The organism is Thermococcus sp. CX2 (assembly GCF_012027555.1).
Lineage (GTDB): Archaea > Methanobacteriota_B > Thermococci > Thermococcales > Thermococcaceae > Thermococcus.
In genome coordinates this window covers 265,114-288,767 of the sequence record NZ_SNUQ01000001.1, presented here as the reverse complement: position 1 = coordinate 288,767, position 23,654 = coordinate 265,114, and the positions used below count along the sequence as shown (strand labels likewise).

Below are 23,654 nucleotides of genomic sequence, written 5' to 3'. Positions count from 1 at the left end.
AAAAAAAGAGGGAAAGCTCAAAGCCTCGCCACGTGCACCGAACAGGAGATGCACGGGTCGTAGGCCCTGACGACCATCTCCGCGAGGAGCTTGAGCTGCTCCGGCTCATCGTTAGAGTGTTTCTCTGCCATCATCCTGACGTGGTGCTCCATCATGGCCAGGTTCATCGCGGTCGGCGTTATTATATCAGCGTAGGCCACCCTACCGTCCTTGATCTCGAGCGTGTAGACGAGCAGTCCCCTCGGTGCCTCGGTGAAGCTTACTCCCCTTCCGTCCCTTATCTCTACCTCGTCTTTCGGCCGTATCGGCCACTTAGCGAGGGTTTCGTCGATTAGGTCTATGGCCCTTTCTATGAAGTAGACGAGCTCAAGCGCCTGGGCGAGGTTGTTGGCGAAGGGGTTGGTTGGCTGTAGGAGGTCTCTATACTGCGAGTAGAGCTCTTTGGCCCTGCCGTAGAGCAGCTCTGCGTTATTGGCTATCCTTGAAATTGCGCCGACCATGAATGGCCTTTCGCCGTTGTAAAAGCTGTGCTTGGCGAAGCTGTGCTCCACAACCCTCTCAACTATGTGCTTCTTGTACTCCTCAACTGGGAATTCGAAACCGTCGCTCACCTTGATGTAATCCCCGTAGATGCCGTAGACGTCTCCCCTCGGCTTAACTGCCATGTGGATTATCGGGCCCTCCACCTCTTTGTACTGCTTCAGCTTTGCAAAGAGCTCGAAGGTGTATTCTGCCAGCGGAAGTGCCTCCTTGAGCTTCCCCTTCATCTCCTCTAGTGTGGTTTTATCGGGGAGCTTCCCGAAGCCACCCAAGATAGCATTTTCTTGGTGAATCGCCCTGCTTCCAAGAACGTCCATCATCCACGAGCCGAGGTTCTTGAGCTTTAGGGCTATCTCGATTTCCTTCTTGTATTCATCTATCATGCTGAGCGGGTTGGAGTAGCCGAGATAGTCTGGCAGGACGAGGAGGTAGAGGTGAAGCGCGTGGCTCTCTATCATGTCGCCTATGTAGAGGACCTCCCTCAGGGCCTGAATCTCCTCCCTCGGGGTGAAGCCTACCGCTTTCTCAGCAGCCTCCAGGGCGGTGAGCTTGTGAGCTGCTGAACAGAAGGAGCAAATTCTTGGATAAACGGCCAGGGCTTCTTCAAGCTTCTTGCCAATTGTTATGGCCTCAAAGAACCTTGGACCTTCAATGATGTTGAGCTTGACCTCCTTAACGCCTTCGTCGCCCATGATTATCTCGATTCCGCCTTTTCCCTCTACACGCGCGATGTGATCAACAGTAATTGGTATGTACATCATTCTCCCTCCTCAAAGATTTTGTTAACCATCTCCTCGAGCTTTGGATTGTGGGCGTTGAAAATCTTCATCCTCTCAAGGATTTCTTCCTTGGTGAGGCCCTTCTCCTTGAATGTCCTGGCCAGTGAGTCGAACCAGGCAACATCGTAGCCTATAGCACCTCTACACCCTATGCACGCTATTCCGTAGCTCGGGCACCTCGCATCGCAACCAGCTACAGTTACTGGTCCAAGGCACGGCTCGCCCTTCTCTATGAGTATGCATGGGTTGCCCTTTAAGCGGCACTCGAGGCAGACTGGGTAGTCTATGTCCTCCGGCCACGAGCCGACGAGGAAAGTTCCAAGGGCGTAGAGGAAGTCCTTCTTCTCCGGTGGGCAGCCGTAGAGCTTGTAATCAACCTTGATGTACTTCTCAACGGGCTCGGCCATCTTCGGCTGGAACTTTACTTTGGCATCGCCGTAAACAGTCTTCCAAAGCTCTTCGAGCTTCTTGTCGTTGGCCCAGCTCTGCACTCCTCCATGAACAGCGCATGAGCCAACCGCGATGACTATTTTTGCCTTCTCCCTAACTTTCTTTACAAGCTCGACTTCCTCCTCTGTTGAAACGCTTCCCTCGATGAAGGCTATATCAACTTCCCTATCCTCGTCGCTGTCCCTGTCTACCATAAACCAGCACTCGATGTTGGCCTTATTGAGGAGCTGAATTATTTCATCCATCATGGCGAACTGGAGCTGACAGCCGTAGCATGAGGTGAGAGCGTAAAACCCTATCCTAATTTTCCCCGTCATTTCTACCACCTCAATCAAGCAGCCCTGGGGTTGAGACTATGTCAAAGTACGTAAAGACGGGGCCATCTTTACACACGTATTTCCATGAGGTACTCGTTCCGACGTTGCAGTGACCGCACTTGCCTATTCCACACTTCATCTTCCTTTCCAGAGTCACGTAGATGTTCTCCGGGCGGTATCCGTAGTTTATGAGCGCTTCAAAGACTGCCTTGTACATTCTCGGCGGGCCGCATATGGCTATGGCGGTGTTCTTCGGGTTGGTGTTGGCTTCAACTATGAAGTTCTGAGGCCTCCCATGCAGGCCTGGCCAGTCTGGGTCGCGCGTAACGCTCTGGATTATCTTGACGTTTTCGGCTTCGGCAAGGTCCTTCATGGCCTCAAGCTCCTTGTAGAAGAGGAGGTCCTTCCCATAACGAGCTGTGTTGATGAAGGTTATGTTTCCATACTTCCAGCGGTTGTCCATGGCGTAGAGGAAGACACTCCTGAGTGGAGCCGTTCCGAGGCCAGCAGCGATTAGGAGTAAGTCCATGCCCTCCCACTCGTCCACTGGGAAGCCATTTCCGTAGGGGCCCCTCACTAAGACGGTGTCGCCAGGCTGGAGCCTGTGGACAACGGTTGTAACTCTTCCTGCTTTCCTTATGCACAGCTCAAAGAATCCCTTCCTCATAGGCGATGAACAGATGCTTATCGGGACCTCTCCAACACCCGGGATGGTGAGCTGGACGAACTGTCCTGGCTTGAAGGTCCAGTTTTCGGCTATCTCTGGATCCTCAAACCTGAAGAGGAAAAGCTTCTCCTTCTCCGTCAGTGAGTACACCCTGAGAACTTTGACCTTGTCGAGGGCGTACGGATTGTCGTGGCAGAGGCAGACGTTGGACTCGCTCATATGTCCTCACCCCTCACGTTGTTGGCATATGCAAAACCTTTCTTCGGGATTTCTTCGCTCAGCTCGGACGGGCAGGCTGGGTCCTCCAATCCAGCTATAATTCTGAGGTTCTTCACGAAATCAATGCCGGCCGGACAGAAGGCGGTACACCTTCCACAGCCGACACAGAAGTTGATTCCAAGCGTCCAGTGGAAGGACATCTTACAGAGATAGCGGTTTATGAAGCGGTCCTTCTTGGTAGGCCTGAAGTTGTGACCGCCAGCCACGAGCGCATGGCTCCTAAACTTACACGAATCCCAGCGCCTTTCCCTGTAGCCTGTGTCGCCATCAATGTTCACGACATCCCTAACCTCATAGCACCTGCAGGTTGGGCAGACGGTGCTGCAGTTGCCACAGGCAAAGCATTTATCCGCCTCTTTTTCCCAGAGTGGGTGCTCCATCTCGAGCTCCAGCAGATAGTGGATGTTGTCCCACTCTTCGTGATACCTAAATGCCTGGGCACGCTTCCTTTCAAATTCCCTGAAGGCGCAGATGTCCTCGGATGTGACTTCGGTAAACAGCTTGATGTTCTTGTCAACTATCCTGTGGCCCGTTGGAGTTCCGATCCTCACCAGCCAGCCATCGGGAAGCTCGTGGAAAAACAGGTCAAAGCCGTCATGCTCAAAGTCAGTCCTTAGCAGGTTGCAGAAGCAGTACTCATCTGGCATGCAGCTTATACCGATGATTATGCCTTTTTCACGCCTGACCTTGTAGTACTTGTCAGGGTACTCATCCAGGTATACGCTGTCGAGTATCTTCAGACCGTAGATGTCGCAGGCATGAAGGCCGAACAAAACGAATGGCTCTACTTCCGGGATTACCTCTTTGTATTCTGCCTTTGAAATACTAAATTCGAACATTTTCTCCCTCGGAGCGAAGAAGAACTTTTTGGGCGGCATTATGGTTCTAGTGTAGTTGAATTCAATCTTCCGGACGTCGTCAATTTCTCTGAAGTCATAGAACTTATCAGAAATTTTCACTGGAGCGTACAGCTTTCCGAGGTTTTTTAGTCTTTCTAAAAATTCATATGTGTTTTCTTTTGGCAACTTGACGTATCTCACATTATCACCCCCTAATGGACATAAATGTACACGTGCTCATGTTTGTTCCCTCAGTCTAGGCTTGGTAGATAGATAAAAAAGCGTTTTTAAACCCGAAAATTGTAAACCAAAGGTTGAAACGTTTTTGTTTACGTTGAAACTTAAAAGTCTACAACATGGTTTATTAAGACAATAGGGCGACAGATATTGGTCCCATGGGGAAGGATGAGCAAAACAGCACATTGTTTCATTGTTGCCCAAGCAAACAGAGTCGTGTATGGATCTTATACTGATGGATAATGGAAAGTTCATACTCTTGAGGAACTTTTTTGCTGTACTTTTTTCATGACCATTAACAAATATGTTTAATGACAGCACACAGCATAATTGTACTTATTGAGACCATTTAAACCATATTTAGCCATTTACTCCGTTTAGTTAACTTTTTGTTGAAAACAAAGCTATCAAAAAACTCTTTTAAAGAACGGGGAATGCCTGGTTATGTCAACAATAGGACCCCGGGGGTGCAAAATAGATGAATTTTCTACATTTCAACTTATCTTTCCTAATCCCCCTGCTTTTTGGCCCATTTCTGGTAAAATTGGACGGCAAAAAAGCTGATGCTTTCATGCTAGCGGTGATTTCTGCATCATTTGTTGAAAACGCTATTGGAGTCTTTGAATATCTAAAGGTCCGTGGTGTTCACCACATCGTTTATCTCAAGACCTCCTCCATAGGCGAGGTTTACGGAGTTATAATCGACCCTATAAGCGTTCTCATCGGCATTGAGGTTAGTATCATTAGTGTCATTTTCCTTCTCTATGCCATTAATTACATAAGCGAGAAGAACAGACTGCACCCTGTCTACTCGGGCAAAGGGCGCTTTTACGCCTGGATGGTTATTCTCGTAGGAGCGACGCTGGCGTTTGTCTACGCGTCATCAATGCTTCAGATGCTCATTTTCTTTGAGATGATGAACCTAGCATGCTGGGGTGTCGTAAAATACTACGGAACCAAAGAAGCCCACATGGCTGCCCACAAAGCCTTTTTTGTCACCAACCTAGGCGCCCTCATTGGATTGTGTCTGGCGGTTGCGATAGGAGTAACTAAGCTCCACGACCTGAGCCTCTACGCCCTAGCCAGACTCGACTCTGACACCAAGCTGATACTCTTCCTCTGTACCATGATAGCTGCATTCGCCAAGAGTGCCCAGTTTCCCCTCTATTCATGGTTGCCCGACGCCATGACGGCACCGACCCCCGCAAGTGCGTTCCTCAACGGCGCGGCAATGGTAGAAATGGGGGTCTTCCTGCTGGCGAGGATAATCCAGTTTATGAGCCCCATTCCAAGAACGGCCTTCTATGTTATGCTAATTCTCGTGGCAATAACCCAGATACTGGTCATAATTTATTACCCACTCCAGAAAGACGCCAAAAGGCTGTTCGCCTACTCAACCATAGGAATGGCGGGCGTTATGTACGTTGGTCTGCTTTACGCCCTTCTAGGCCACACCGACGGTCTGCAGGCGGCTATATTCCAGCTCTTCAATCACGCCTTTGTCAAGGGTTTGGCTTTCCTCTCGGCTGGAGCCTTCAGCTACGCCCTCGGGACTCTCAACATGAAAAAAATAACCGGACTGAGGAAAATCATGCCCACCGTGAGCGTTGCCTGGTTTTTGGCACTGGTAGGTCTTGCTGGAGCTCCTCCCCTTGGCCTGTTTTTCAGCAAGGGGTATATCCTGATGAATGGGGAATTGGTACTATCTGCGGCCCTCTGCTGGGTACCACTCATCCTGGTGCTCCTCGATGCAGTGGTCTTCTTCATAGTGGCAATAACCTGGCTCAGAAGGATGCTCTACGGGGAACCGAGCGCTGAGCACGTGGAGATTCCCTATCTGATGGAAGCAACGCTAGTGGTCCTCATAATCCTCGGAATCATAGCACCATGGATCAGCTACCACTTCATAACCAGCATAGGGGTGGCGGTGTAATGGGAATAGAGGCACTCGAGATTGCGCTCGCCTTCTTCACCACTGGTGCCATTATGGGAGTCGTAGGAAGCTACCGCGCATCGGTTAGGCTCTCGAGCCTCTTCGCGGCGCTCGGCTCGACTGCGCTGATAGGCTACGTCTTCCAAGTCTACACCTCAAAGGAGAGATTCCCAATTGAGGGCCACCTCTTAGGCGTCCCACTCTACGTTGACGGCTTTTCACTAGTCTTCCTGATTATACTTGGTCTCAGCGGCCTCGCTACATCAGTCTACTCCGTGGATTACATGAACCTGTACAAAGGGCTCGACAAAGCACGGCTGTACGCCCTGGTTTACAACACCTTCCTCGCTTCCATGGCCCTTCTTATCGTTACGGGCAACCTAATGTGGTTTGTCTTCTTCTGGGAGCTGATGACGCTGTGCTCTTTCGTCCTGATTATCTGGGACGAGGATAAGAGCCTCAAACCCGCGACGGACTACTACATTGCGATGCAGGTACTTGCTACGGTTCCTCTCTTTATATCAATGGGAATTGGCTACTCCCTCACCGGCTCACTTGAGACCATGAGCTACACTAACATAGCCGGCAACATCGAAAATCTTTCAACGCCACTTCTTGCCCTGTTCTATGGCTCGTTCCTTTTTGCCTTCATGGCGAAGTCGGGAATAGTGCCCTTCCACTTCTGGGTACCAGAAGTGTACAGGACCGCTCCGAGTAACGTTTCATCACTTCTAGCAGGGATAATGGAGAAAGTGGCCCTCTACGGTCTGCTCAGGATGACCTATACTATGCTTCCACCGAACGTTAAGTTTGGCTACCTAGTTGCGATCCTGGGCATTATTACTCTTGCCGTTGGATCGCTCTACGCCTTTAAAGAGACAAACGCAAAGAGGTTGCTCGCCTATTCCAGTGTTGGTCAGATGGGCTACATCTGGCTCGGCGTTGGAATCGGGATGGCGCTCATTCCCAGAGGGGGTGAGCTAGCTATTGTCGGCGCCCTAGGTATGGTGGCCGGACTCTTCCACGCGCTCAACCATGCGCTCTTCAAGGGCTCTCTCTTTCTCACTGTCGGAACCTTCGAGTACTCCCTCGGCACCCAGGACCTCAACAGGTTGGGTGGCCTCTATAGGGTAATGCCATTCACCGCCCTCTTTGCGCTTCTTTCTTCGTTCGCCATCTCGGGGATTCCTCCGTTCAATGGCTTCCTCAGCAAGTGGATGCTCTACGAAGCTGGCTACTACTCCGGAGTGAGTCTCTTTGTCCTTGGTTCAATCTTGGCAATGTTCATGAGTGCAGTGACCTTAGCCTACTCTTTCAAGTTCTACACTGCAGCTTTCTGTGGCAAATCCGAGCTAGATGGAGAAGAGGTTCCCGCTTCGATGCTCTTTGGTCAAGGCATTCTCTCGATCTTGTGTCTCATCATAGGAATCTTCCCGGCGCTGGTAGTGCCGCTTTTGACGGAGCCAGTTATGGAGATAGTGAGCTCTGACGCGACCGGCATCGGTTACCTCTCGACGTACTTCTCGCCAGTTGGTTTCCTGATAATTCTTGGCATCATCGGGATTGGCCTCTACATAGCTCTCCCGAGTAAGACGGAGGATGCCGAGCCCTGGGACGCCGGTTCAACGGAGCTGCCAAAGGACCGCTTTGGAATGCGTGCAAGGGACTACTATTTACAGTGCGAGGAAAGAATCGGGGCATTCTACGGCTTTGGAAGTGCGGCTAAGCGGGTAGGAGAGGCCATCCTTGGGGCGGTTGTAAGGGGCTACCTCTGGATTGCCAAGTACTTCGTCAAGGTCTCTGAGATTCCGGGCGTTGATGTGAAGACACTCGATGACTTAAGGGAGTGCCCAGCGGTTTACCTTGACGAAGCCTGGCTGATGCCTGTGGTTCGTTATATTCGAACGCTTTGGACAGTACTGCGTGGGGTGTGAAAAATTTTGGCGGGGTGATGCGGATGAATGCGAGCGTGCCAATTTCTTTAGTTTTCATCCTGCTACTTCCTCCGTTCTTCGATGGGTTAGTACGGAAGATAAAGGCGAGACTGCAGTACAGTGCTGGCCCACCTCTTCTTCAGACTTTCTATGACCTGGAAAAGCTGGTCAGGTTACCTTCAAGGGTGCCCACAGATAATAAGCTCTTCGTAATCGCCCCTTATCTCGCGCTTGCGGCCGCAATATCAGCGGCGCTCTTCCTGCCCTATGGCAGTGTTGCTCCACTCAGCTTCGGTGGAGACGTTATAGTGGTTCTCTACGTTGTGGCCATGGTCAGTGTATCTGTTATGCTCGGAGCATTCAGCGTTAAAAACTCATTCTCTCATATAGGCGGTCATAGAGAAATGATAATCCTGCTCAGTACCGAACCAATCCTTGCAGTCTCCCTTGGGATATTTGCCCTCAATTCTGGAACCCTAACGGTATCAGAGGCTCCCCTAGCATTATCTCTCTCGTTCTCGACAGTCCTTGCATATATCCTTCTCGCGTATTCTGTCTACGTTGAGTGTGGTTTTCTGCCCTTTGATGTTGCGGAAGCCGAAATAGAGCTCGGTGGGGGAGTGTTTGTAGAATACAGCGGGAGACTCCTCGGAGTTTTCCTCTATGCACTGCTCATCAAGCGCTTTGCACTCATATGGCTCCTGTCAAGCTTTATAGTACTTCCGTTAGTTGGTTCGATATCCTGGCCAATCCGCCTTCTGCTACAGCTTGGAATTGCTACGGCTATTTACGCCCTCTTTGCAACTGTAGAGGGCACAAGCTCAAGACTCCGGATAGATCAGATCATGAGAATAAACATGAAAGTATTCATAACATCGCTGGTGGTGTTGGCCCTCTCGTTCGTGGGGTGGTGATATGCTCGAAGAGTTTGAGAAGAAATTTGAAAAGTTCATACGAAGAAAGAAGTGGTTATCGGGTAATCAAGTTCTCTACGTCGTTGATAGGGCTGCTCTCCAAGAAATGGTGCTGTACTGGCACGAAAGAGGAGATTCGACTCACTACTCCATGAGTGTCGGTACGGACGAGAGGCCCGTTACTGGAACATTTTCTTACATCCCAGTCATAAACGTCGCTGTCGGAAGAAAAAACCTCTGGATACTCCTGAAGGCGTATCTTCCCGCCAAAAACCCAACGTTTCCCGCGGTGGCAGAAAAACTTCCCGCGGCGCTTTGGGCTGAGAGGGAAGTTCACGATTTATTGGGGCTGAAGCCCGAAAATCATCCAGACCTAAGGAGGCTTGTCCTTCCGGAGGACTGGCCGGAGAATGTATATCCCCTGAGAAAAGATGTGAGTCATGACTATTCTCCCCTCGGGAAGAGAAAAGGGGACTATAAGCCTGGGCCGGAGGACACAACTGTCGTTCCTCTCGGGCCATATCACGTTGCACTTGACGAGCCTGCGCACTTCAGGCTCTTTGTGGAAGGAGAAAGAATAGTGGACGTTGAATACAGGGGCTTCTACTCCCACCGGAGCATAGAGAAAATAGGTGAGAGCAGATTGGGCTATAACCAAATACCATTCATAGCAGAGAGAATATGCGGCATATGTAGTTTCCAGTTTTCAACGGCGTACGTTCAAGCAATCGAGACTATAGTTGGAGCCGATGTTCCGGAGAGAGCTCTTTACATACGGACGGTTCTCCTCGAGCTGGAGAGGATCCACTCCCACCTCTTGTGGATGGGAGTTACCTGCCACATGGCAGGCTTTGATTTGGGTTTCATGCACACGTGGCGCATCAGGGAGCCGATAATGTGGCTGGTGGAACGCCTGACTGGAAACAGGAGAACGTATGGGATGAATACTGTTGGAGGTGTGAGGAGGGACTTTCTTGACTACAGGAAGGAGCTGGTACTCAAAAAAATCCAAGAGTTAAAGAATGAGTTTGAAAAGATACGTGATCTGATCCTGAACACAAACACATTTATCCGGAGGATAGAGGGGATAGGAGTTCTGCCTAAAAAGCTCGCGAAGGACTACTCTGTTCTCGGCCCGAATGCAAGGGCCTCCGGAATAAATATCGACATTAGGAGAGATTATCCGTACGCGGCCTACAAGGACATTGACTTCAGAGTTCCAGTTTACAGGAAAGGGGATGTCCTGAGTAGAGTTCTCCAGAGAATGGATGAGCTCATGGAAAGTGTATGGATAGTAGAGCAGGCCATTGATGAAATGCCCGGAGGGGAGATATACACTCCAATAGAGAAACTACCAGAATACCAGGAGATTCTTAGTTATTGCGAAGCGCCGAGGGGAGAGCTCGTAATGTATGTGATGACAGAAGGCGGCAACAGGATATACCGCTGGAAGGTCAGACCACCCACATACAACACCCTACCAGTGGTTCCAGAGGTTCTCAAAGAATACACTGTCGCGGATGCTCCACTGATAATAACCTCCTTCGACCCGTGCTATTCCTGCACGGAGAGGATACAGGTTGTGGACGTTAAAAGAGGGAAGGCTAGGATCCTGACGGCTCCCCTAACGGGGGGATGTGGATGAGTACGGTTAGCTTTATAGAAAAGCTCAGAGGGTGGAAAAGGCCCGAGGAAGACACTGTGAGAATCCCAGTTACAACTCGCTATCCTTTCACGGATACCGAAAAGCCACCGGAATATAGGGGTGCCCCGTGGATAGACCCCGCGCTCTGCATAGGATGTACTGCCTGTGTGAACGTCTGCCCATCAGACGCCCTCAGTGCCGAGTTAGACTATGAGAACGGCAAGAAGAGGATAATACTAAACATTGCACGATGCATAAGGTGCTACTACTGTGTTGAAGTCTGCCCCACGAGAGCCATGAAGGGAACAATTAACTTTGAGCTGGCGACTCCAGATAAACGCGACCTAGTAGAAGTTGTGGAGCATAATCTTTACAGATGTCCCAGGTGTGGTCGCTACGAGGATTACACAGAGAGGCTGTTTTTGAAGATGCACAGTATATCTCCGGATAAGCTGTTCAACTTGGGCGATGTTGAAAGGCTCTGCAGACGGTGCAGGATAGGCCGGATAGAGAAAGTTCTTGAGGGTGATAAGTCATGAAACGGCGCTCTGTGTGGGTGTTTCACGTCAACAGCGGTTCGTGCAACAGCTGCGACTTTGAAATACTCGATGTATTCACTCCTTATTATGATGTAAGGCGTATGGGAATCAAGCTCGTTGGTTCGCCGAGACATGCAGATGCACTTCTCGTTTCGGGCCCACTTACCAGACAAACGTACTATTCGGTGAAGGCTGTCTACGAGGCAATGCCGTCAAAACCGAGGATAGTGGTTGCAGTAGGAACCTGTGCATGCAGTGGTGGGATCTTCTACGATGGATACTCAATCTTCAATACCTGCCCGAGCAGGGGAAAAGACCTGCTAAGAACAGGCGGCATAGAGATACTCCTTGCAGAATACGGCAAAAAGCCGGACATATACATCCCCGGGTGTCCACCCAGTCCCGAAGAGATATTGTATGGTCTGGCTCAGCTCGTAGGCATAAAAGAAAAGAAGGTCAGAGGTGAATCCCATATCGTTTCTGCTTCGGATTTGTTGTCTTCGGATATGCCTGTAAGTGAGCGCATATACCTACTACTTAGGGAAGAACTGAGGAGAGTAGTTGGATACTTTGACAGGGATGATATCCTAGAGGACTTCTTGCGGCTTGTTGAGACTTCCGAGAAGAGCGAGAATCCCAAGGAGACCCTTCATCAGCTTGTCACTGAGTACACCGCGAAAGCTGATGATTCACGCGTTAAGTTTGCGATGAAGTTCCTTGAAAGGGAGTATCTGGTGATTAAAGATGAGCTCGAAAAGAACCACATGGTGCTTGGTAAGGCTCACATACTATAGCTCCCCCTACCTCTGTAGAACCCTCGCCCACTTCTCGGGCGATGTTGTGCTGTATAGAATCGTAGGAACGCTGAGTGAGGAGTGCGTGGAGCTCATAAGGGCGAGCCTCAACGCGGGGGAAGGAGAGATTCTTATCAGACCAGAAGACCTGCTTAGTCTTCCTCTAGAGTTGCTTCCTGAAGAGGATAGGAGAATCCTTCTCTCTGCAGTGGATGATCTTACGGAAGACACTGTGTTAAAGCTCATTCGGAGGTGATTCATGTGGGAGGAATGAGGTTTGCATTCCTGTGTAGGGAAAGACCCGAGCCAACTGGGAAGAAAATAGCCGTTATCGGAGCCGGACCAGCAGGTTTGGCGGTTACTGGCTACCTAGTCTGCCAGGGGCATGAGGTTCACGTCTACGACAAGCTGCCCGAACCTGGGGGTTTAATGCTCTTTGGCATACCGGAGTTCAGGATTCCAATATACCGCGTTAGGGAAGGCTACGAAGAATTAGAAAGGGTCTACAACGTCAAGTTCTTCACCAGAACCAAGGTGTGTTTCGGAAATTCGGAGGGAGAATCCGGTGATGAATTCGTTGAGAACAGGGTGGACTTCAACGAGCTTGTGGAGAAGTACGACGCGGTTCTCATAGCGACGGGAACATGGAAGTGCTGGATTCCCGACATAGAGGGAGCGGAGCTGGAGGGTGTCTTCCCGGCTCTCGAGTACCTCTTCAGGATAAAGAGCGCCAAGCTCGGTCACATGAGCTGGAGCGAGGTAACACCTATGGAGGGCAAGAAAGTGCTGGTCGTCGGCGCCGGTCACACCGCTGTCGATGCCGCCATGGAGAGCGTTCTCCTCGGAGCGGATAAGGTCTACCTCAGCTACCGCAGGACGATAAGGGAGGCTCCGGCCGGGGCCTACGAGATTAACCTCCTCCGGCAGAGGGGCGTGAAGTGGCTTGAGAGGACGATGCCGGTCAGGATAATAGGTGAGAATGGAAAGGTTAGAGCCATTGAGCTAGTGAAGACCAAGCTCAGCGAGCCCGACGAGAGTGGCAGGAGAATGTCCGTTCCGATAGAGGGCTCGAACTTCCAGATCGATGTTGACTATGTTATCTTCGCCGTCGGTCAAAATCCAACCCCACCATTTGCGGAAGAAATTGGGATAGCCGTTGACAGGAAGGGCCGCGTTGTGGTTGACAGCAATCACATGACGAGCAGGGAGGGTGTTTTTGCCGCTGGAGACGTCGTTTTGGGCCCATCAAAAGTTGGTAAGGCAGTTAAAGACGGCCTTTATGCTGCCAAGAGCATGCACCTGTGGCTGATGGGGAGGTGAGTGGGATGGTTCGAAGAGTACTCCACGTTGATTACAGCCTGTGTATTGGTTGTGAGACTTGTGAGGCGGTCTGCGACTTCATTCACGACGGCAAACCCAACATAAAGATTTACTATACCGTCACTGGACTTCCGATTCCAATAAACTGCCGTCACTGCGAGAGGGCGCCATGTATGGACGTCTGTCCCGCTGGAGCGATCTACCGCGATGAAGATGGGGCAATCATAATAAACCCGGGTAGGTGCATAGGATGCTACATGTGCCTTGCAGTGTGTCCCTTTGGCGTTCCAAGCTTCGACGTCAAATCGAAGGTCATGACAAAGTGTGATATGTGTGCAGACAGAAGACGCCTTGCTATGGAGCCGGCTTGCGTCGAGATGTGCCCGGCGGAAGCAATATTCTTTGGAAAGCCGGAAGCGGTGGAGGACCGGATAAGGCGCAGGACGGCTGAAAAGATAGCGCGCGAGAGGATTTCCTCAGTGAGCATGGAGGGGGTTGGGAGGATACTTTAGAGTCCTTTCTATTTGTTTTGTCCAACATAGTCCTGAAAAGTTATTGGGGAATGTTAAATGGACTATTTTAAATTACGACTAAAAGAAAACAAAATTAATTATGTAACAATTTCCGTAATGTTTTTATGCTTTTGTTTACCCTTTTAGTTAGAGCGTGGTAGCTTTTGTGAAACTCTTCGTTGAAAACATGTGGTTGTACATTTCTGGTTGGAGAAATGTTTTTATCCCCGTTGATGTAGGTATAAATGAACACATTTGGAGGGATGTACAATGTTGTGGGAATCCCAGATCCCCATAAACCAGGTGTTTGAGCTCAGGTGCAGGTCACTGACCTACTTCGGTGTCGGTGCCATTAACAAGTTTTACGACATAGCTAAGGACCTCAAGGAAAACCGCGGCATAAGCAGGGTCATCCTCGTCACTGGAAAGAGCTCATACAAGAAGTGTGGCGCTTGGGACGTTGTCAAGCCCGCCCTGGAGGAGTACGGCATTGAGTACGTCCACTACGACAAGGTCGGCCCAAACCCGACCGTTGATATGATCGATGAGGCCACTCAGCTCGGTAAAGAGTTCGGAGCCCAGGCCGTTATTGGCATTGGTGGTGGAAGTCCAATTGACAGCGCCAAGAGCGTTGCGATTCTGCTGGAGTACACCGACAAGACTGCCAGGGATCTTTACGAGCTTAAGTTCACCCCAACGAAGGCCAAGCCCATCATAGCCGTGAACACTACCCACGGAACCGGAACTGAGGTTGACAGGTTCGCGGTGGCTTCGATTCCTGAGAAGGAGTACAAGCCGGCCATAGCCTACGACTGTATCTACCCGCTCTACTCGATTGATGACCCCGCCCTCATGACCAAGCTTCCGGCCGACCAGACTCGCTACGTAACCATTGATGCGCTCAACCACATCACTGAGGCTGCCACCACCAAGGTCGCCAGCCCGTACTCGATACTCCTCGCCCAGGAGACCGCCAGGCTGATATTCGACTACCTCCCGGAGGCCCTGTCCCACCCGGACAACCTGCAGGCTAGGTACTACCTGCTCTACGCCTCCGCGATAGCGGGCATATCCTTCGACAACGGCCTGCTCCACTTCACCCACGCCCTCGAGCACCCGCTCAGCGCCGTGAAGCCGGACCTTCCACACGGACTCGGCCTCGCCATGCTCCTGCCGGCGGTTATCAAGCACATCTACCCGGCCACCGCCAGGGTACTCGCCGAGGTCTACAGGCCGCTCGTCCCGGAGGCCAAGGGAGTCCCAGGAGAGGCTGAGCTCGTTGCAAAGAGGGTTGAAGAGTGGCTCTTCAACATCGGAATTACCCAGAAGCTCACCGACGTCGGATTCACCGAGGAGGACGTTGACAAGCTCACCGAACTCGCCATGACCACCCCGAGCCTCGACCTGTTGCTCTCACTTGCCCCAATCGAGGCTACCAGGGAGACCGTCGCGGCCATCTACCGCGACTCGCTCTACCCGCTCAGCAAGTGAAGTATCTGCTTCACCTCCATCTTTTCAATTTTGAGTTCTCTTGGTCATTGTGGTCTTCCGTGTTCTCACAAAACAATGATGCCGTTTTAGTTATTGACAAGGTTTCTAATCCCGAACCGTGTATGAAAATCGCAAGCGCGAGCAATCGTTATGCTTCCTCACGATTTTCTCTCCAGCCTACCGGGGCCAAGGGCTCAATTTTGAGGTTACATGGGTTAATAGGACTTCTCAACGCGCTTTGCTCGTCAAGCGAAGGGCATCTCAGTCTCCCCTCGCCTTTGCATCAAAGCGGAGGTAGATGAAAAGCATAACCATGAACAGGGTTATGTAATAGCTCACCTCGAAGGGAACCACTCCTATAAGTCCCAATGTGTATATGAACGTGAGGACAAGAACGACGGCGAGCAGCAGGCGATAAAACGTCTTTCTCTCCATGGTATCACCGAAAAACGTTGGGGGGATGGTTTTTAACCTTTGCCAAGGGGAAAAAGAAGGAAAGGCTCAGCCAGATGCCGAAGAAGTTGCGTTGCAGACAAGTGGCTGTGGCTGATAGTTGAAGAGCTCCGGGTGCAGGAACTCAGCAATTTCCTCTAATCCGTAGATTATCCTCGGTCCGGGCCTTGAGACGAGGTTGTCGTCGCTGACGGTGAAAACCATGCCGTTCTTGACTGCATTGGTGTTCGCGAGTTCGGTGCTGCAGAGCTCTTCCGCGGTGATGCCTGCGTGGGCGGATAGTATTATCACGTCCGGGTCTCTCTCGAGAACCTGCTCGATGCTGACCTGCGCCCAGCCGCTCACGTCAGCGAATATATTCTCTCCTCCCGCAAGCTCTATGAGGTCGTTCTGGAAGGTGCCGTTGCCTGGAACGTAGAGCGGGTTCCACCATGTAATAAAGAGCACCTTGGGCCTGCTCTGGTTGGCCACTATTGAGGTTATGTAGTTCACCTTGGCTTCCATGTCAGCAACGACGAGCTTGGCCTGCTCTTCACGGTTGGTTATCTTGCCGAGGAGCTCTATGCCCCTGTATATGTCGGTGAGGTTCTTGGGGTCAATGATGACGACCGGTGCTATCTTTTCGAGGTCGTCCAGTATTACCATGGAGAAGCTGTCCGCGAGGATGAGGTCTGGATTAAGGGACGCTATGACCTCAATGTTGGCGTACTGACCGTAGCCCCCAACACTCGTGATGTTCTTGACCACGGGCGGGAAGTCGTCGTAGTCGGTGACACCGACTACCTTATCGCCCGCGCCTATGTAGAAGAGGCTCTCGGTGATGCTCGGGGCGAGTGAGACTATTCTCTGGGGTTCGCTCTCAATGGTAACCGTCCTGTTGGCGAAGTCTGTTATTGTGACTGGATAATACGGTGTCTCGGTTGAAGTGGTAGTGGTTGTTGTCATTGTGCTCGTTGTAGTGGCGGGAGATTCGGTGCTTGGCGAGGTGGTACTTGAAGTTGTGGTGGTCTCAGTGGAGCTTATACATCCCGATGCCACCACCGCTCCAAGCATCAGGACGAGGAACAAAATCACCGCGGTTCGCCTCATTGGTATCACCTGGATTATTTGTCCATGAGTGGTTGGGGCGGTGGTATATAAGCTTGTTGGATATTTTGGCCAGGTTGAGAAAAATGTATGAAAAGTAACGAAGAATTGTCACCGCCTCTTCATCACGAGAAACGCCAGGATAACGGCCCCCAGGAGTAGAACAGCGACGAGGCCGATGCCCCACGCTGGGATTCCTCCGGAGTCTTCTGTTGTTGTGGTGGATGAAGTCGCATCAACCATCGAAGTTGGAGTGATTGTGGATGTTGTTGTCGTTGTGGTTGTGGTGCCTGTGGTTGTCGTGGTGCTTAGTGTAGTCGTTTCTTCTTCTGGCTTCAGGTTTGAGGCCTGCAGGGTAGCCCAGCGGAGGAGGTTTGTGACAAACTGCTGGCCGTCAAACAGATAGGAACCATAGCGGTTCACCCAGATAGGCACTGGGCTCCCGTAGGGACTCTCGGCGCTGAGGATAAGGAGGCTCTCCCTCCCGTTCGGGAACTTTACGAACTCCACGGCTAAAAGCGTGAAGAGGCCCTTTTCCCATGTCCTGTATGCCATTGGCTCGGGGGCGGAGTAGTCCTCTATCATGCCGTTGCCGCTCGTGGTGATTATTCTGTATACTCCCTCCGGGATTTCCCCGGCGATAAGGGGATGCCACTTGCCGTTCTCATCAACCCATGCCAGAACACCCGGTTCGTGGAACAGCACTTTGCCGACCTCGGAGTGGTAGCCCTGGTTGAGGATTGAAGCGTCTGGGGTGTGCAGGTCCACTCTGACGTAGCCGGCTACGTAAGTGCTTTTTCCCGCGTTGCTGAAGGTGTCAGTGGCTGTCGCGTAGTCAAACCTGAGCTTGGCATTTGGAATTGCCGCAAGGAGCCGGTTTGCGTTGTCCTGGATGTAGGCACCGGTTTTGATGTCCGAATCCCCTGCCACCCAGAGGACTTTTCCACCCTCGGAGAACCACTTCACTATCGCGTCTATCTCTCCCTGGGAAAGCCCTTCCCTAAGCTGGCCGATTATCAGCATGTCCACGTCTTTCAAGGCGTCGTAGGTTATGGCATCTCCCAACCTCTTTACGCCTGCGTTTTCCAGTTCTGGCTCGTATCCGAAGTAAGACCAGTCGTACCAGGAGAGGGTCGGAATAATCCCCTCTGCCACGATCTTACCCGTCGTTGGGTCAACTATCGAGGCAACCAGTGCAATCGTTCCTTCATCGTGCGATACATCAACGGCTATTGTGGTCGCCCCGACGCACTGGGAGAAGACACCGATGAGGATTAGAACCATGAGGAATAACACCTTTTTCACAATCCATCCCCCCATTATGGGACAACTAATCTTGTGGATGTTTGTGCGCGGACGATAAAAACATTTTCATGTAGACGCCTTCAAAAGTCTAAAAACGTAAAGTTGGGGGAGAATATACTCCCATCGAAAAGGCTTTTCAAAAATGTGGCGATATCACGATGCTGGGAGCTTTTCCAAACACTCGGGCAAAAAGAGATATGAAGACTACTCTTTTTCTTTCCCAATCCTGAAGATGTCAACCCTCGTGATTATCCCCGTCATTCTTCCCTCCTTGTCCTGGACGAGAACAGCCGGGTGTTCCTCTAAGAGATACTTCACGACCTCTAGGTCTTCGTCCTCACTGACTATCGGGAAGGGCTCCTCCATAACCTCCATAACCTTCCTGTCGTAGATGTCCTCGTACTCAAGGCTCTGCCTGATGAGGGTTCGCTCTGTAACCGAGCCAACGACCTTGTTGCCAGCTATCACCGGAATCTGAGAAATGTTGTGCTCATTCATTATCTTGATGACGTTTTCCACACTCTCATAAGGCTTGACGGAGATGACCGGGGAGGACATAACATCTTTAGCCCTAAGCTGGGCCTTTTTGCACTCGAGAAGGGCCTGAAGAATTCGGTTGAACGTGGACAGCCGGGGGTCGACCTTTCCCGCCTCAAGCTTAGCTATGTAAGCCTGTGTCACTCCTGCCCTTTCGGCGAGCTCCTCCTGGGTTATTCCTAATTCCTTTCGAATTCGCCTTATCTCTCGGGGGTCTATGGGGCGGGGTATTATCACCATAAATAACCACCAGTTATTGACTGTAGTCTTCTGGGTTATAAGTTTTGTCCAGAGCGCCGTTTTACGGTTCAGAAGAGGGTGGAAAAGCTGTGGGCCGGCGACAGAGGCCCGCGTTCATTCGCTCGCGCGGGTGGATGCACCGGCCCTGTGGGCTCGGCGTGAGCACAACCCCCTCACCCAACCCGACGCGTTGGGGGTGCGGGTTCGTCCGAGCCCCACGAGGGTACGATTGTACCCTCGCTGTCGGCAGTATTCTCTATATTCAAAGCCTTAAAAAGGTTGGCGGATCATGCGGTGGAAATCAGGATGACCCCAAGAACGGCCAGAACGAGACCTTCTATTATCTTTTTGTTTGGAGGCTCCTTCAGGAGCAGGATTGCAAGGGCTGAGGCTATGATTGGGTTTATGGCGGAAACTGGCGCCGCTATCTGAGAGCCAACGAGATTGACGGAGTAGACGAAAAGGTACTGCCCGAGCATCAGCCCGCTGATTGCGGCACCTATGAGGAGCGTCGCCTCGCGCTTCGTTATCTCTCTCAGCTCGGAACCATATCTCGGTAGAAATAGCGAAACACCGATGGCCGCGAACATCATCCTGATTCCAGCTAAAGTAAGAACGTCCATACTCCCGGTGAGCCAGTCCATAGTGAGTATGGCGAAGCTCCAGGAGAGCGGTGCGAGGAGGGCGAAGACGAAGCCTTTGGGGTTCAGGTGCTCCTCTTCCTCGGCCTTTCTGACGACTATTATCGCCGCAACGACGAGTATCGCTCCGATTAACACCTGGGGGCTGATGTTCCTTCCGAGGAACAGGAACGTCCACAGTATCGTCCAGAGGGGATAGGTCGAGGTTATCGGCACCGTTCTGGAGACGCCCATGAGATTGAGGGCGTTGAAGTAGAAGTAGTCCCCTATGACGAAGCCGAACTGGGCGGAAAGGAACGCTACCAGAAGAAGCTTCCAGGAAAGAGATTCTATTTGCGAGAGCGTGCCGTTGAACAGGAATATGGCCGCGAACATTACGGAAACGATGTAGAGGCGGAATATATTGACGGCCACCGGGCTTTTGTTCCTCATGCCTGCCTTTATCAGTATCGTCGAGGCTGCCCAGGAGAACGCTGAGGTAAGCGCCGCGAGAACGCCGAGGATTAAGGTGTTCATGTATCCATCGGGAAACTTTCAGCTTAAAAACTTAACGTTTCGATGACGGACTAAAAGTCAGCGGGGTCAATGTTATAAGGGGGCCCAGCCACGGTAACATAGATGATGACCTCGGCAGAACTGACGTCAGGATGATGACGATCTTGAGTGCTGAAAAAGATAATGAAACAATCAGCGGATAATAACGTTGAGCTTCCGAAGGACCATTCCAATTCCGTGCTCCCTTGAGACTTCTTTTATAACCCTGTTTATAGTTTCCGCAACGTCCCTGCGTATCCTATCGTCGGAGACCCCAGAGAATGAGCCAAAGAGTCCCCCAACGCTCTCTCTCAGGAAGCTAGCCTCGATGTCGACGTAGACAGTTGAGCCCCTGACCTCGTGGTTCATCTTGAGCCACTTAAAGGTGACCCTCGGAACGAGCTTGAGCTCAGCGTGTATCCTGCTCTTGAGGGTTTCTACAGCAGGTTCTATGCGGCTCTTGAGCATTGCTTCCTCAGCTTCCTTCTTTTTCTCTTCCGTGAGTATTGAGAGCTCTTCTATCCCCGCCTGCTTGAGGAGTTGTTCAACTTCTTTCTCAAGGAGTGCCTTTTTGGCAAGGATTTCGGCGGCTTTGCTTGAAGTGCCGACTGTGGTAGCGTGGGTGGTGGAAGGTGCCGTAACTTCGGGAGTGATAATTTCGATCTCGATGTTGTGGACTGTTATATACCTCTTTATGCTCCTGCTGAGCTCCCTTGCGTGTCTGCTGAGAACATCCTTCACAATTCTCCTGACTTCGTCTTTTGACATTCCCGTTTCCGCTGCCATAGAGAGGTTTATTTCAAACTCCCTGCGTCCCTTCACGTCGAAGTGGGCCTTCTTGATCCTTATCTCGGCGCTCTCTATTTCAGTGATGACAGTTCTGGCGTAGGCACTGAAGTACGGCCAGACATCCTCAAGAACGGAGAGGGTTATCCTCCCGTCCTTCGTAACGTTGCCAGTCTTCTTTTTGTCCCTGTCAACTATCTCCTGCGGTTTGACCTCCTCACCGTCAATGACAATACTAACGTCCCTGATTATTGGCTTAATCTCCGCTTCTCTAAGGAGAACTGGAGCATACTTGCTGACCGCGTGGAGCATTCTCTTCTCCGCTATCTCGATATCCCTTGCGCTCCCGTCCGAGGAACCTTGGATGTGAACGTTGAGGTAAACGACACCCTCACCAATGTTGGCATCGAACTCGATCCTGTGGATTCTGAGACCTTTTATCTTCTTGGCCTCATTCAGGAGGTCCTCTGCATATATCTGGAACGCGTTCTCGGGAATGGTCCCTCCCGTTAAGTTAATGATAACCTCGGGCTTCGTTACTGGGGCGGGTTTTGGCTCTTCCTTTGCAACCTCTCGAAGTTTCTCCTCAACCTTTTTCTCCATAACTTCCTCGATGGAGGTTGGCTTTGGTATCGCAGGGGCAGCCTCGGCTGCAGCTATGGCCGCTACTTCCTCCCTCTTTGTTGGTTTCTCGGGGGGAGCTTTCACCTTAAACAGCTCGTCTAGTGGAATCTTCGGGGTCTGGACGTATACATCAACGTTATCCGCTATCGATAGCTTTATTTCCAGATCATCGAGGGCATAAACGTCAACGACCAGGGGTTTACCAATGAATGACTTCAACAGCCTGATTACTTCTTCCCCGATCAGATTCTCCTTTTTGTCCACCAGCAGACATTCTGCAGCCAAGATCTTGGATCTGTCAAAGAGAACAGTAACGTAGTACTTTCCGCTCGCGTCCTTGGCGAATATCTTAAGAAACGCTCCGCTTCCCTCAGAGAGGGCTTTTTGTATGAGGTCTCCCAGTTCCCCTACCGAAGTTACTACAACGTTCTCCATGAGTGGTTGCTTGTCTGGCAGCTGCATCCTCATCACCATTAGCTATATATATCCTTCTATCAAAGAAATCCCGAGGGAATTCACCGTCTTAGTATATTAGCGCTTATATTTAAACATTATCGTGCAAAAGGTGAGAAACATGAGGGTGCTGATACTCGGGGGTGGCGCAATCGGCCGCTCAATAGCTGAGTCTCTCAAGGGAGAATTTGAGATTATAATCATCGAAAAAGACGAGCTTCGGGCTAAGGCCCTTGAAGAGAGCGGTTTTCAGGTAATTCAAGGTGATTTCTCATATACAGCTACACTCCTGAAAGCTGGAATTGAGAGGGCCGAGATGGCTATAATCACGACGATGAACGTCGATACAATCAAAAAAACCGTCTACGTCATACGTACAAACAACAAAGAAATTCCTATTCTGACTGTCTTACCTGACGAAATAAGCCTTGATGAGCTCATCTCTCAGATAAATGAGGAGTTTGAGGCGGAGGTCAAAGTGGACTATGCGATCTCTCCAAGGGCTGCACTCAAGGATGCAATGGTAAGGACAGTTGAGATGCTCGGAGAAAAGAAAAACGCCAACCTTCTCGTCAAGAAGCTCAAGGAGCTTCGGAACGAGGGAGATTCCCTTCTCATTGTCATACACGACAATCCCGACCCAGACGCGATAGCAAGCGCCACAGCCCTGAGCGTCATAGCCCAGACCCTCGGATTCAAGACCCAGATAGTCTACGGTGGTGAGATAACCCACCACGAGAACAGGGCCTTTGTGAACCTCCTCGGAGTAGAGCTCAGGAAAATATCCCGCGGCTCCTATGAGCTGAGGCGCTACCCCTTCATAGCCCTCGTTGACTGTCAGCCTAATGGAAACCTGACGATACTCGACCAGAGTGACTACGAAAAGATAAAAGTTCTCATCGACCACCATCAAATCCTCCAGCACCTTCAGGAGCTCCTTCCCGAGGATGCCTTCCTTGACATAAGGCCCGAGGTCCATTCCTCCTCCGCAATACTGGCAGAATATCTGAGGATGCTCAACATCTCGGTTAACCACATCCTCGGGACGGCCCTGTTCTATGGCGTATATATCGACACCAAAAAGTTCTCCAAACTCAGTCATGTCGATTTGAAGGCCATTGAGTTCTTAGCCGAGAAGGTGGACTATGAGCTCCTCGATAAGATAGAGCACCCGGACATATCCACTGAAACTGCCGAGATACTCGCGAAGGCCATAATGAACAGGCGCATCTACAAGAACGTGGTCATTTCCAACGTTGGGTTCATCACCAACCGCGACGCCATAGCGGAATCGGCGGACTTCCTCCTGAGGCTGGAGGGAATAACGACGGTTCTCGTCTTCGGCATCGTTGACGACAGGATTGAGATTTCAGCCAGAACGCGCGACGTCAGGGTCAATATCGGGGCAGTTCTCAGGGAGGCCTTTGGCGACATCGGAAGCGGCGGTGGCCACGCCCAGTCTGGCGGCGCGAGGATTCCCCTCGGGATCTTCAAGCTAGCCAAGGACAAGAGCTCTCTCCTAAGGCTGGCAGAAGAGGCAATAACGGAAAAGTTCCTTGAGGCATTAAAAGTTAAAGAGGCTTAGCCTCACTCTTCTTTTGACCTTACGAGGATTATGTCGCCTATCGCCGTGACCCTGTCGTAGGGAACGCCGACTTTCTCGCCAGGCAGTCCAAGGGCAAGGATCTTCCCGCGTCCTTTGTCTATCTCAATGAGAACCTCGTCGACGTAGCCGACATAGTAGCCCCTGGTGTTGTAAATCTGCTTTCCGTAGAGCCTCGAGAGACGCATCACCATTCTAACCA

General features: G+C 51.1%; 22 protein-coding genes. 11 read left to right on the top strand and 11 right to left on the bottom strand.

The genetic code is table 11. From position 1 onward, the window contains the following. Positions 1-17: 17 nt before the first annotated feature. Genes hydA through hydB form a run of 4 tightly spaced genes read right to left on the bottom strand, consistent with a single transcriptional unit; the run spans position 18 to position 4,072 of the window. Positions 18-1,298: an NADPH-dependent hydrogenase/sulfhydrogenase 1 subunit alpha gene (hydA, locus tag E3E23_RS01600; RefSeq protein WP_167906546.1), complete on the bottom strand. Its 1,281-nt coding sequence runs from the start codon at positions 1,296-1,298 to the stop codon at positions 18-20. Then, positions 1,298-2,086 carry an NADPH-dependent hydrogenase/sulfhydrogenase 1 subunit delta gene (gene hydD, locus E3E23_RS01595; protein WP_167905899.1) on the bottom strand — a complete coding sequence of 263 codons (789 nt, stop codon included), beginning with the start codon at positions 2,084-2,086 and terminating at the stop codon, positions 1,298-1,300. Before hydD ends, hydA begins: the two co-directional genes overlap by 1 nt. Before the next feature lie 10 nt (positions 2,087-2,096). Next, positions 2,097-2,972, bottom strand: coding sequence for an NADPH-dependent hydrogenase/sulfhydrogenase 1 subunit gamma (gene hydG, locus E3E23_RS01590; RefSeq protein ID WP_167905898.1), 876 nt, complete (start codon positions 2,970-2,972; stop codon positions 2,097-2,099). Next, the gene (gene hydB, locus E3E23_RS01585) at positions 2,969-4,072 is read right to left on the bottom strand and encodes an NADPH-dependent hydrogenase/sulfhydrogenase 1 subunit beta (protein ID WP_167905896.1); all 1,104 of its coding nucleotides are present in this window, start codon (positions 4,070-4,072) and stop codon (positions 2,969-2,971) included. Before hydB ends, hydG begins: the two co-directional genes overlap by 4 nt. 514 nt (positions 4,073-4,586) lie before the next feature. Between hydB and E3E23_RS01580 the strand changes: the two genes are divergently transcribed. The 10 genes from E3E23_RS01580 to E3E23_RS01535 all read left to right on the top strand — a co-directional run bounded on the left by E3E23_RS01580 (position 4,587) and on the right by E3E23_RS01535 (position 15,190). Then, positions 4,587-6,041 (top strand): hydrogenase 4 subunit D, encoded by a 1,455-nt coding sequence (locus E3E23_RS01580; RefSeq protein WP_167905895.1) that lies wholly within the window; start codon positions 4,587-4,589, stop codon positions 6,039-6,041. Beyond that, positions 6,041-7,975, top strand: coding sequence for a complex I subunit 5 family protein (locus tag E3E23_RS01575; protein WP_167905893.1), 1,935 nt, complete (start codon positions 6,041-6,043; stop codon positions 7,973-7,975). Before E3E23_RS01580 ends, E3E23_RS01575 begins: the two co-directional genes overlap by 1 nt. Positions 7,976-7,992: 17 nt before the next feature. Further along, positions 7,993-8,889, top strand: a complete 897-nt coding sequence (locus tag E3E23_RS01570) for a respiratory chain complex I subunit 1 family protein (RefSeq protein ID WP_240920715.1) — start codon at positions 7,993-7,995, stop codon at positions 8,887-8,889. Position 8,890: 1 nt separating this feature from the next. Next, positions 8,891-10,534 carry an NADH-quinone oxidoreductase subunit C gene (locus E3E23_RS01565; protein WP_167905892.1) on the top strand — a complete coding sequence of 548 codons (1,644 nt, stop codon included), beginning with the start codon at positions 8,891-8,893 and terminating at the stop codon, positions 10,532-10,534. Then, positions 10,531-11,073 carry a 4Fe-4S dicluster domain-containing protein gene (locus E3E23_RS01560; RefSeq protein WP_167905890.1) on the top strand — a complete coding sequence of 181 codons (543 nt, stop codon included), beginning with the start codon at positions 10,531-10,533 and terminating at the stop codon, positions 11,071-11,073. The genes E3E23_RS01565 and E3E23_RS01560 overlap by 4 nt, the downstream gene beginning before the upstream one ends. After that, positions 11,070-11,867: an NADH-quinone oxidoreductase subunit B family protein gene (locus tag E3E23_RS01555; protein WP_167905888.1), complete on the top strand. Its 798-nt coding sequence runs from the start codon at positions 11,070-11,072 to the stop codon at positions 11,865-11,867. The genes E3E23_RS01560 and E3E23_RS01555 overlap by 4 nt, the downstream gene beginning before the upstream one ends. Positions 11,868-11,913: 46 nt before the next feature. Beyond that, positions 11,914-12,123, top strand: a complete 210-nt coding sequence (locus tag E3E23_RS01550) for a hypothetical protein (protein WP_206205592.1) — start codon at positions 11,914-11,916, stop codon at positions 12,121-12,123. A gap of 5 nt (positions 12,124-12,128) precedes the next feature. Further along, a complete protein-coding gene (locus tag E3E23_RS01545) occupies positions 12,129-13,187 on the top strand; it encodes an FAD-dependent oxidoreductase (RefSeq protein WP_167905884.1) in 1,059 nt (352 codons plus the stop codon). Between the two features lie 5 nt (positions 13,188-13,192). Further along, positions 13,193-13,699, top strand: a complete 507-nt coding sequence (locus E3E23_RS01540) for a 4Fe-4S dicluster domain-containing protein (protein WP_167905882.1) — start codon at positions 13,193-13,195, stop codon at positions 13,697-13,699. Positions 13,700-13,969: 270 nt separating this feature from the next. Next, the gene (locus tag E3E23_RS01535; protein WP_206205591.1) at positions 13,970-15,190 is read left to right on the top strand and encodes an iron-containing alcohol dehydrogenase; all 1,221 of its coding nucleotides are present in this window, start codon (positions 13,970-13,972) and stop codon (positions 15,188-15,190) included. Between the two features lie 261 nt (positions 15,191-15,451). Here the strand turns inward: E3E23_RS01535 and E3E23_RS01530 are convergent, their stop codons facing one another. The 6 genes from E3E23_RS01530 to E3E23_RS01505 form a co-directional block, all read right to left on the bottom strand. Continuing rightward, positions 15,452-15,625: a hypothetical protein gene (locus E3E23_RS01530; RefSeq protein ID WP_167905880.1), complete on the bottom strand. Its 174-nt coding sequence runs from the start codon at positions 15,623-15,625 to the stop codon at positions 15,452-15,454. Between the two features lie 66 nt (positions 15,626-15,691). Next, the gene (locus tag E3E23_RS01525; protein ID WP_167905879.1) at positions 15,692-16,732 is read right to left on the bottom strand and encodes an ABC transporter substrate-binding protein; all 1,041 of its coding nucleotides are present in this window, start codon (positions 16,730-16,732) and stop codon (positions 15,692-15,694) included. Between the two features lie 108 nt (positions 16,733-16,840). Then, the gene (locus E3E23_RS01520; RefSeq protein ID WP_371807510.1) at positions 16,841-18,034 is read right to left on the bottom strand and encodes a hypothetical protein; all 1,194 of its coding nucleotides are present in this window, start codon (positions 18,032-18,034) and stop codon (positions 16,841-16,843) included. 204 nt (positions 18,035-18,238) lie between these two features. Continuing rightward, positions 18,239-18,811 carry a CBS domain-containing protein gene (locus tag E3E23_RS01515; protein ID WP_167905878.1) on the bottom strand — a complete coding sequence of 191 codons (573 nt, stop codon included), beginning with the start codon at positions 18,809-18,811 and terminating at the stop codon, positions 18,239-18,241. 287 nt (positions 18,812-19,098) lie between these two features. Beyond that, positions 19,099-19,968 carry a DMT family transporter gene (locus tag E3E23_RS01510; RefSeq protein WP_167905877.1) on the bottom strand — a complete coding sequence of 290 codons (870 nt, stop codon included), beginning with the start codon at positions 19,966-19,968 and terminating at the stop codon, positions 19,099-19,101. Between the two features lie 171 nt (positions 19,969-20,139). Next, positions 20,140-21,858, bottom strand: coding sequence for a hypothetical protein (locus E3E23_RS01505; protein WP_167906538.1), 1,719 nt, complete (start codon positions 21,856-21,858; stop codon positions 20,140-20,142). A gap of 112 nt (positions 21,859-21,970) precedes the next feature. Here E3E23_RS01505 and E3E23_RS01500 point away from each other — a divergent pair, with 112 nt between their 5' ends. Further along, the gene (locus tag E3E23_RS01500; RefSeq protein ID WP_167905876.1) at positions 21,971-23,434 is read left to right on the top strand and encodes a DHH family phosphoesterase; all 1,464 of its coding nucleotides are present in this window, start codon (positions 21,971-21,973) and stop codon (positions 23,432-23,434) included. Between the two features lie 2 nt (positions 23,435-23,436). Here the strand turns inward: E3E23_RS01500 and E3E23_RS01495 are convergent, their stop codons facing one another. Beyond that, a complete protein-coding gene (locus E3E23_RS01495; RefSeq protein WP_068666737.1) occupies positions 23,437-23,646 on the bottom strand; it encodes a PRC-barrel domain-containing protein in 210 nt (69 codons plus the stop codon). Positions 23,647-23,654: the final 8 nt, after the last annotated feature.

Bases quoted from the DNA above. Each gene is read 5' to 3' on its own strand.
- hydA (WP_167906546.1), bottom strand. From the start codon at position 1,298: ATGTACATACCAATTACTGTTGATCACATCGCGCGTGTAGAGGGAAAA.
- hydD (WP_167905899.1), bottom strand. From the start codon at position 2,086: ATGACGGGGAAAATTAGGATAGGGTTTTACGCTCTCACCTCATGCTAC.
- hydG (WP_167905898.1), bottom strand. From the start codon at position 2,972: ATGAGCGAGTCCAACGTCTGCCTCTGCCACGACAATCCGTACGCCCTC.
- E3E23_RS01580 (WP_167905895.1), top strand. From the start codon at position 4,587: ATGAATTTTCTACATTTCAACTTATCTTTCCTAATCCCCCTGCTTTTT.
- E3E23_RS01575 (WP_167905893.1), top strand. From the start codon at position 6,041: ATGGGAATAGAGGCACTCGAGATTGCGCTCGCCTTCTTCACCACTGGT.
- E3E23_RS01570 (WP_240920715.1), top strand. From the start codon at position 7,993: ATGCGGATGAATGCGAGCGTGCCAATTTCTTTAGTTTTCATCCTGCTA.
- E3E23_RS01565 (WP_167905892.1), top strand. From the start codon at position 8,891: ATGCTCGAAGAGTTTGAGAAGAAATTTGAAAAGTTCATACGAAGAAAG.
- E3E23_RS01560 (WP_167905890.1), top strand. From the start codon at position 10,531: ATGAGTACGGTTAGCTTTATAGAAAAGCTCAGAGGGTGGAAAAGGCCC.
- E3E23_RS01555 (WP_167905888.1), top strand. From the start codon at position 11,070: ATGAAACGGCGCTCTGTGTGGGTGTTTCACGTCAACAGCGGTTCGTGC.
- E3E23_RS01540 (WP_167905882.1), top strand. From the start codon at position 13,193: ATGGTTCGAAGAGTACTCCACGTTGATTACAGCCTGTGTATTGGTTGT.
- E3E23_RS01535 (WP_206205591.1), top strand. From the start codon at position 13,970: ATGTTGTGGGAATCCCAGATCCCCATAAACCAGGTGTTTGAGCTCAGG.
- E3E23_RS01530 (WP_167905880.1), bottom strand. From the start codon at position 15,625: ATGGAGAGAAAGACGTTTTATCGCCTGCTGCTCGCCGTCGTTCTTGTC.
- E3E23_RS01525 (WP_167905879.1), bottom strand. From the start codon at position 16,732: ATGAGGCGAACCGCGGTGATTTTGTTCCTCGTCCTGATGCTTGGAGCG.
- E3E23_RS01515 (WP_167905878.1), bottom strand. From the start codon at position 18,811: ATGGTGATAATACCCCGCCCCATAGACCCCCGAGAGATAAGGCGAATT.
- E3E23_RS01510 (WP_167905877.1), bottom strand. From the start codon at position 19,968: ATGAACACCTTAATCCTCGGCGTTCTCGCGGCGCTTACCTCAGCGTTC.
- E3E23_RS01505 (WP_167906538.1), bottom strand. From the start codon at position 21,858: ATGCAGCTGCCAGACAAGCAACCACTCATGGAGAACGTTGTAGTAACT.
- E3E23_RS01500 (WP_167905876.1), top strand. From the start codon at position 21,971: ATGAGGGTGCTGATACTCGGGGGTGGCGCAATCGGCCGCTCAATAGCT.
- E3E23_RS01495 (WP_068666737.1), bottom strand. From the start codon at position 23,646: ATGGTGATGCGTCTCTCGAGGCTCTACGGAAAGCAGATTTACAACACC.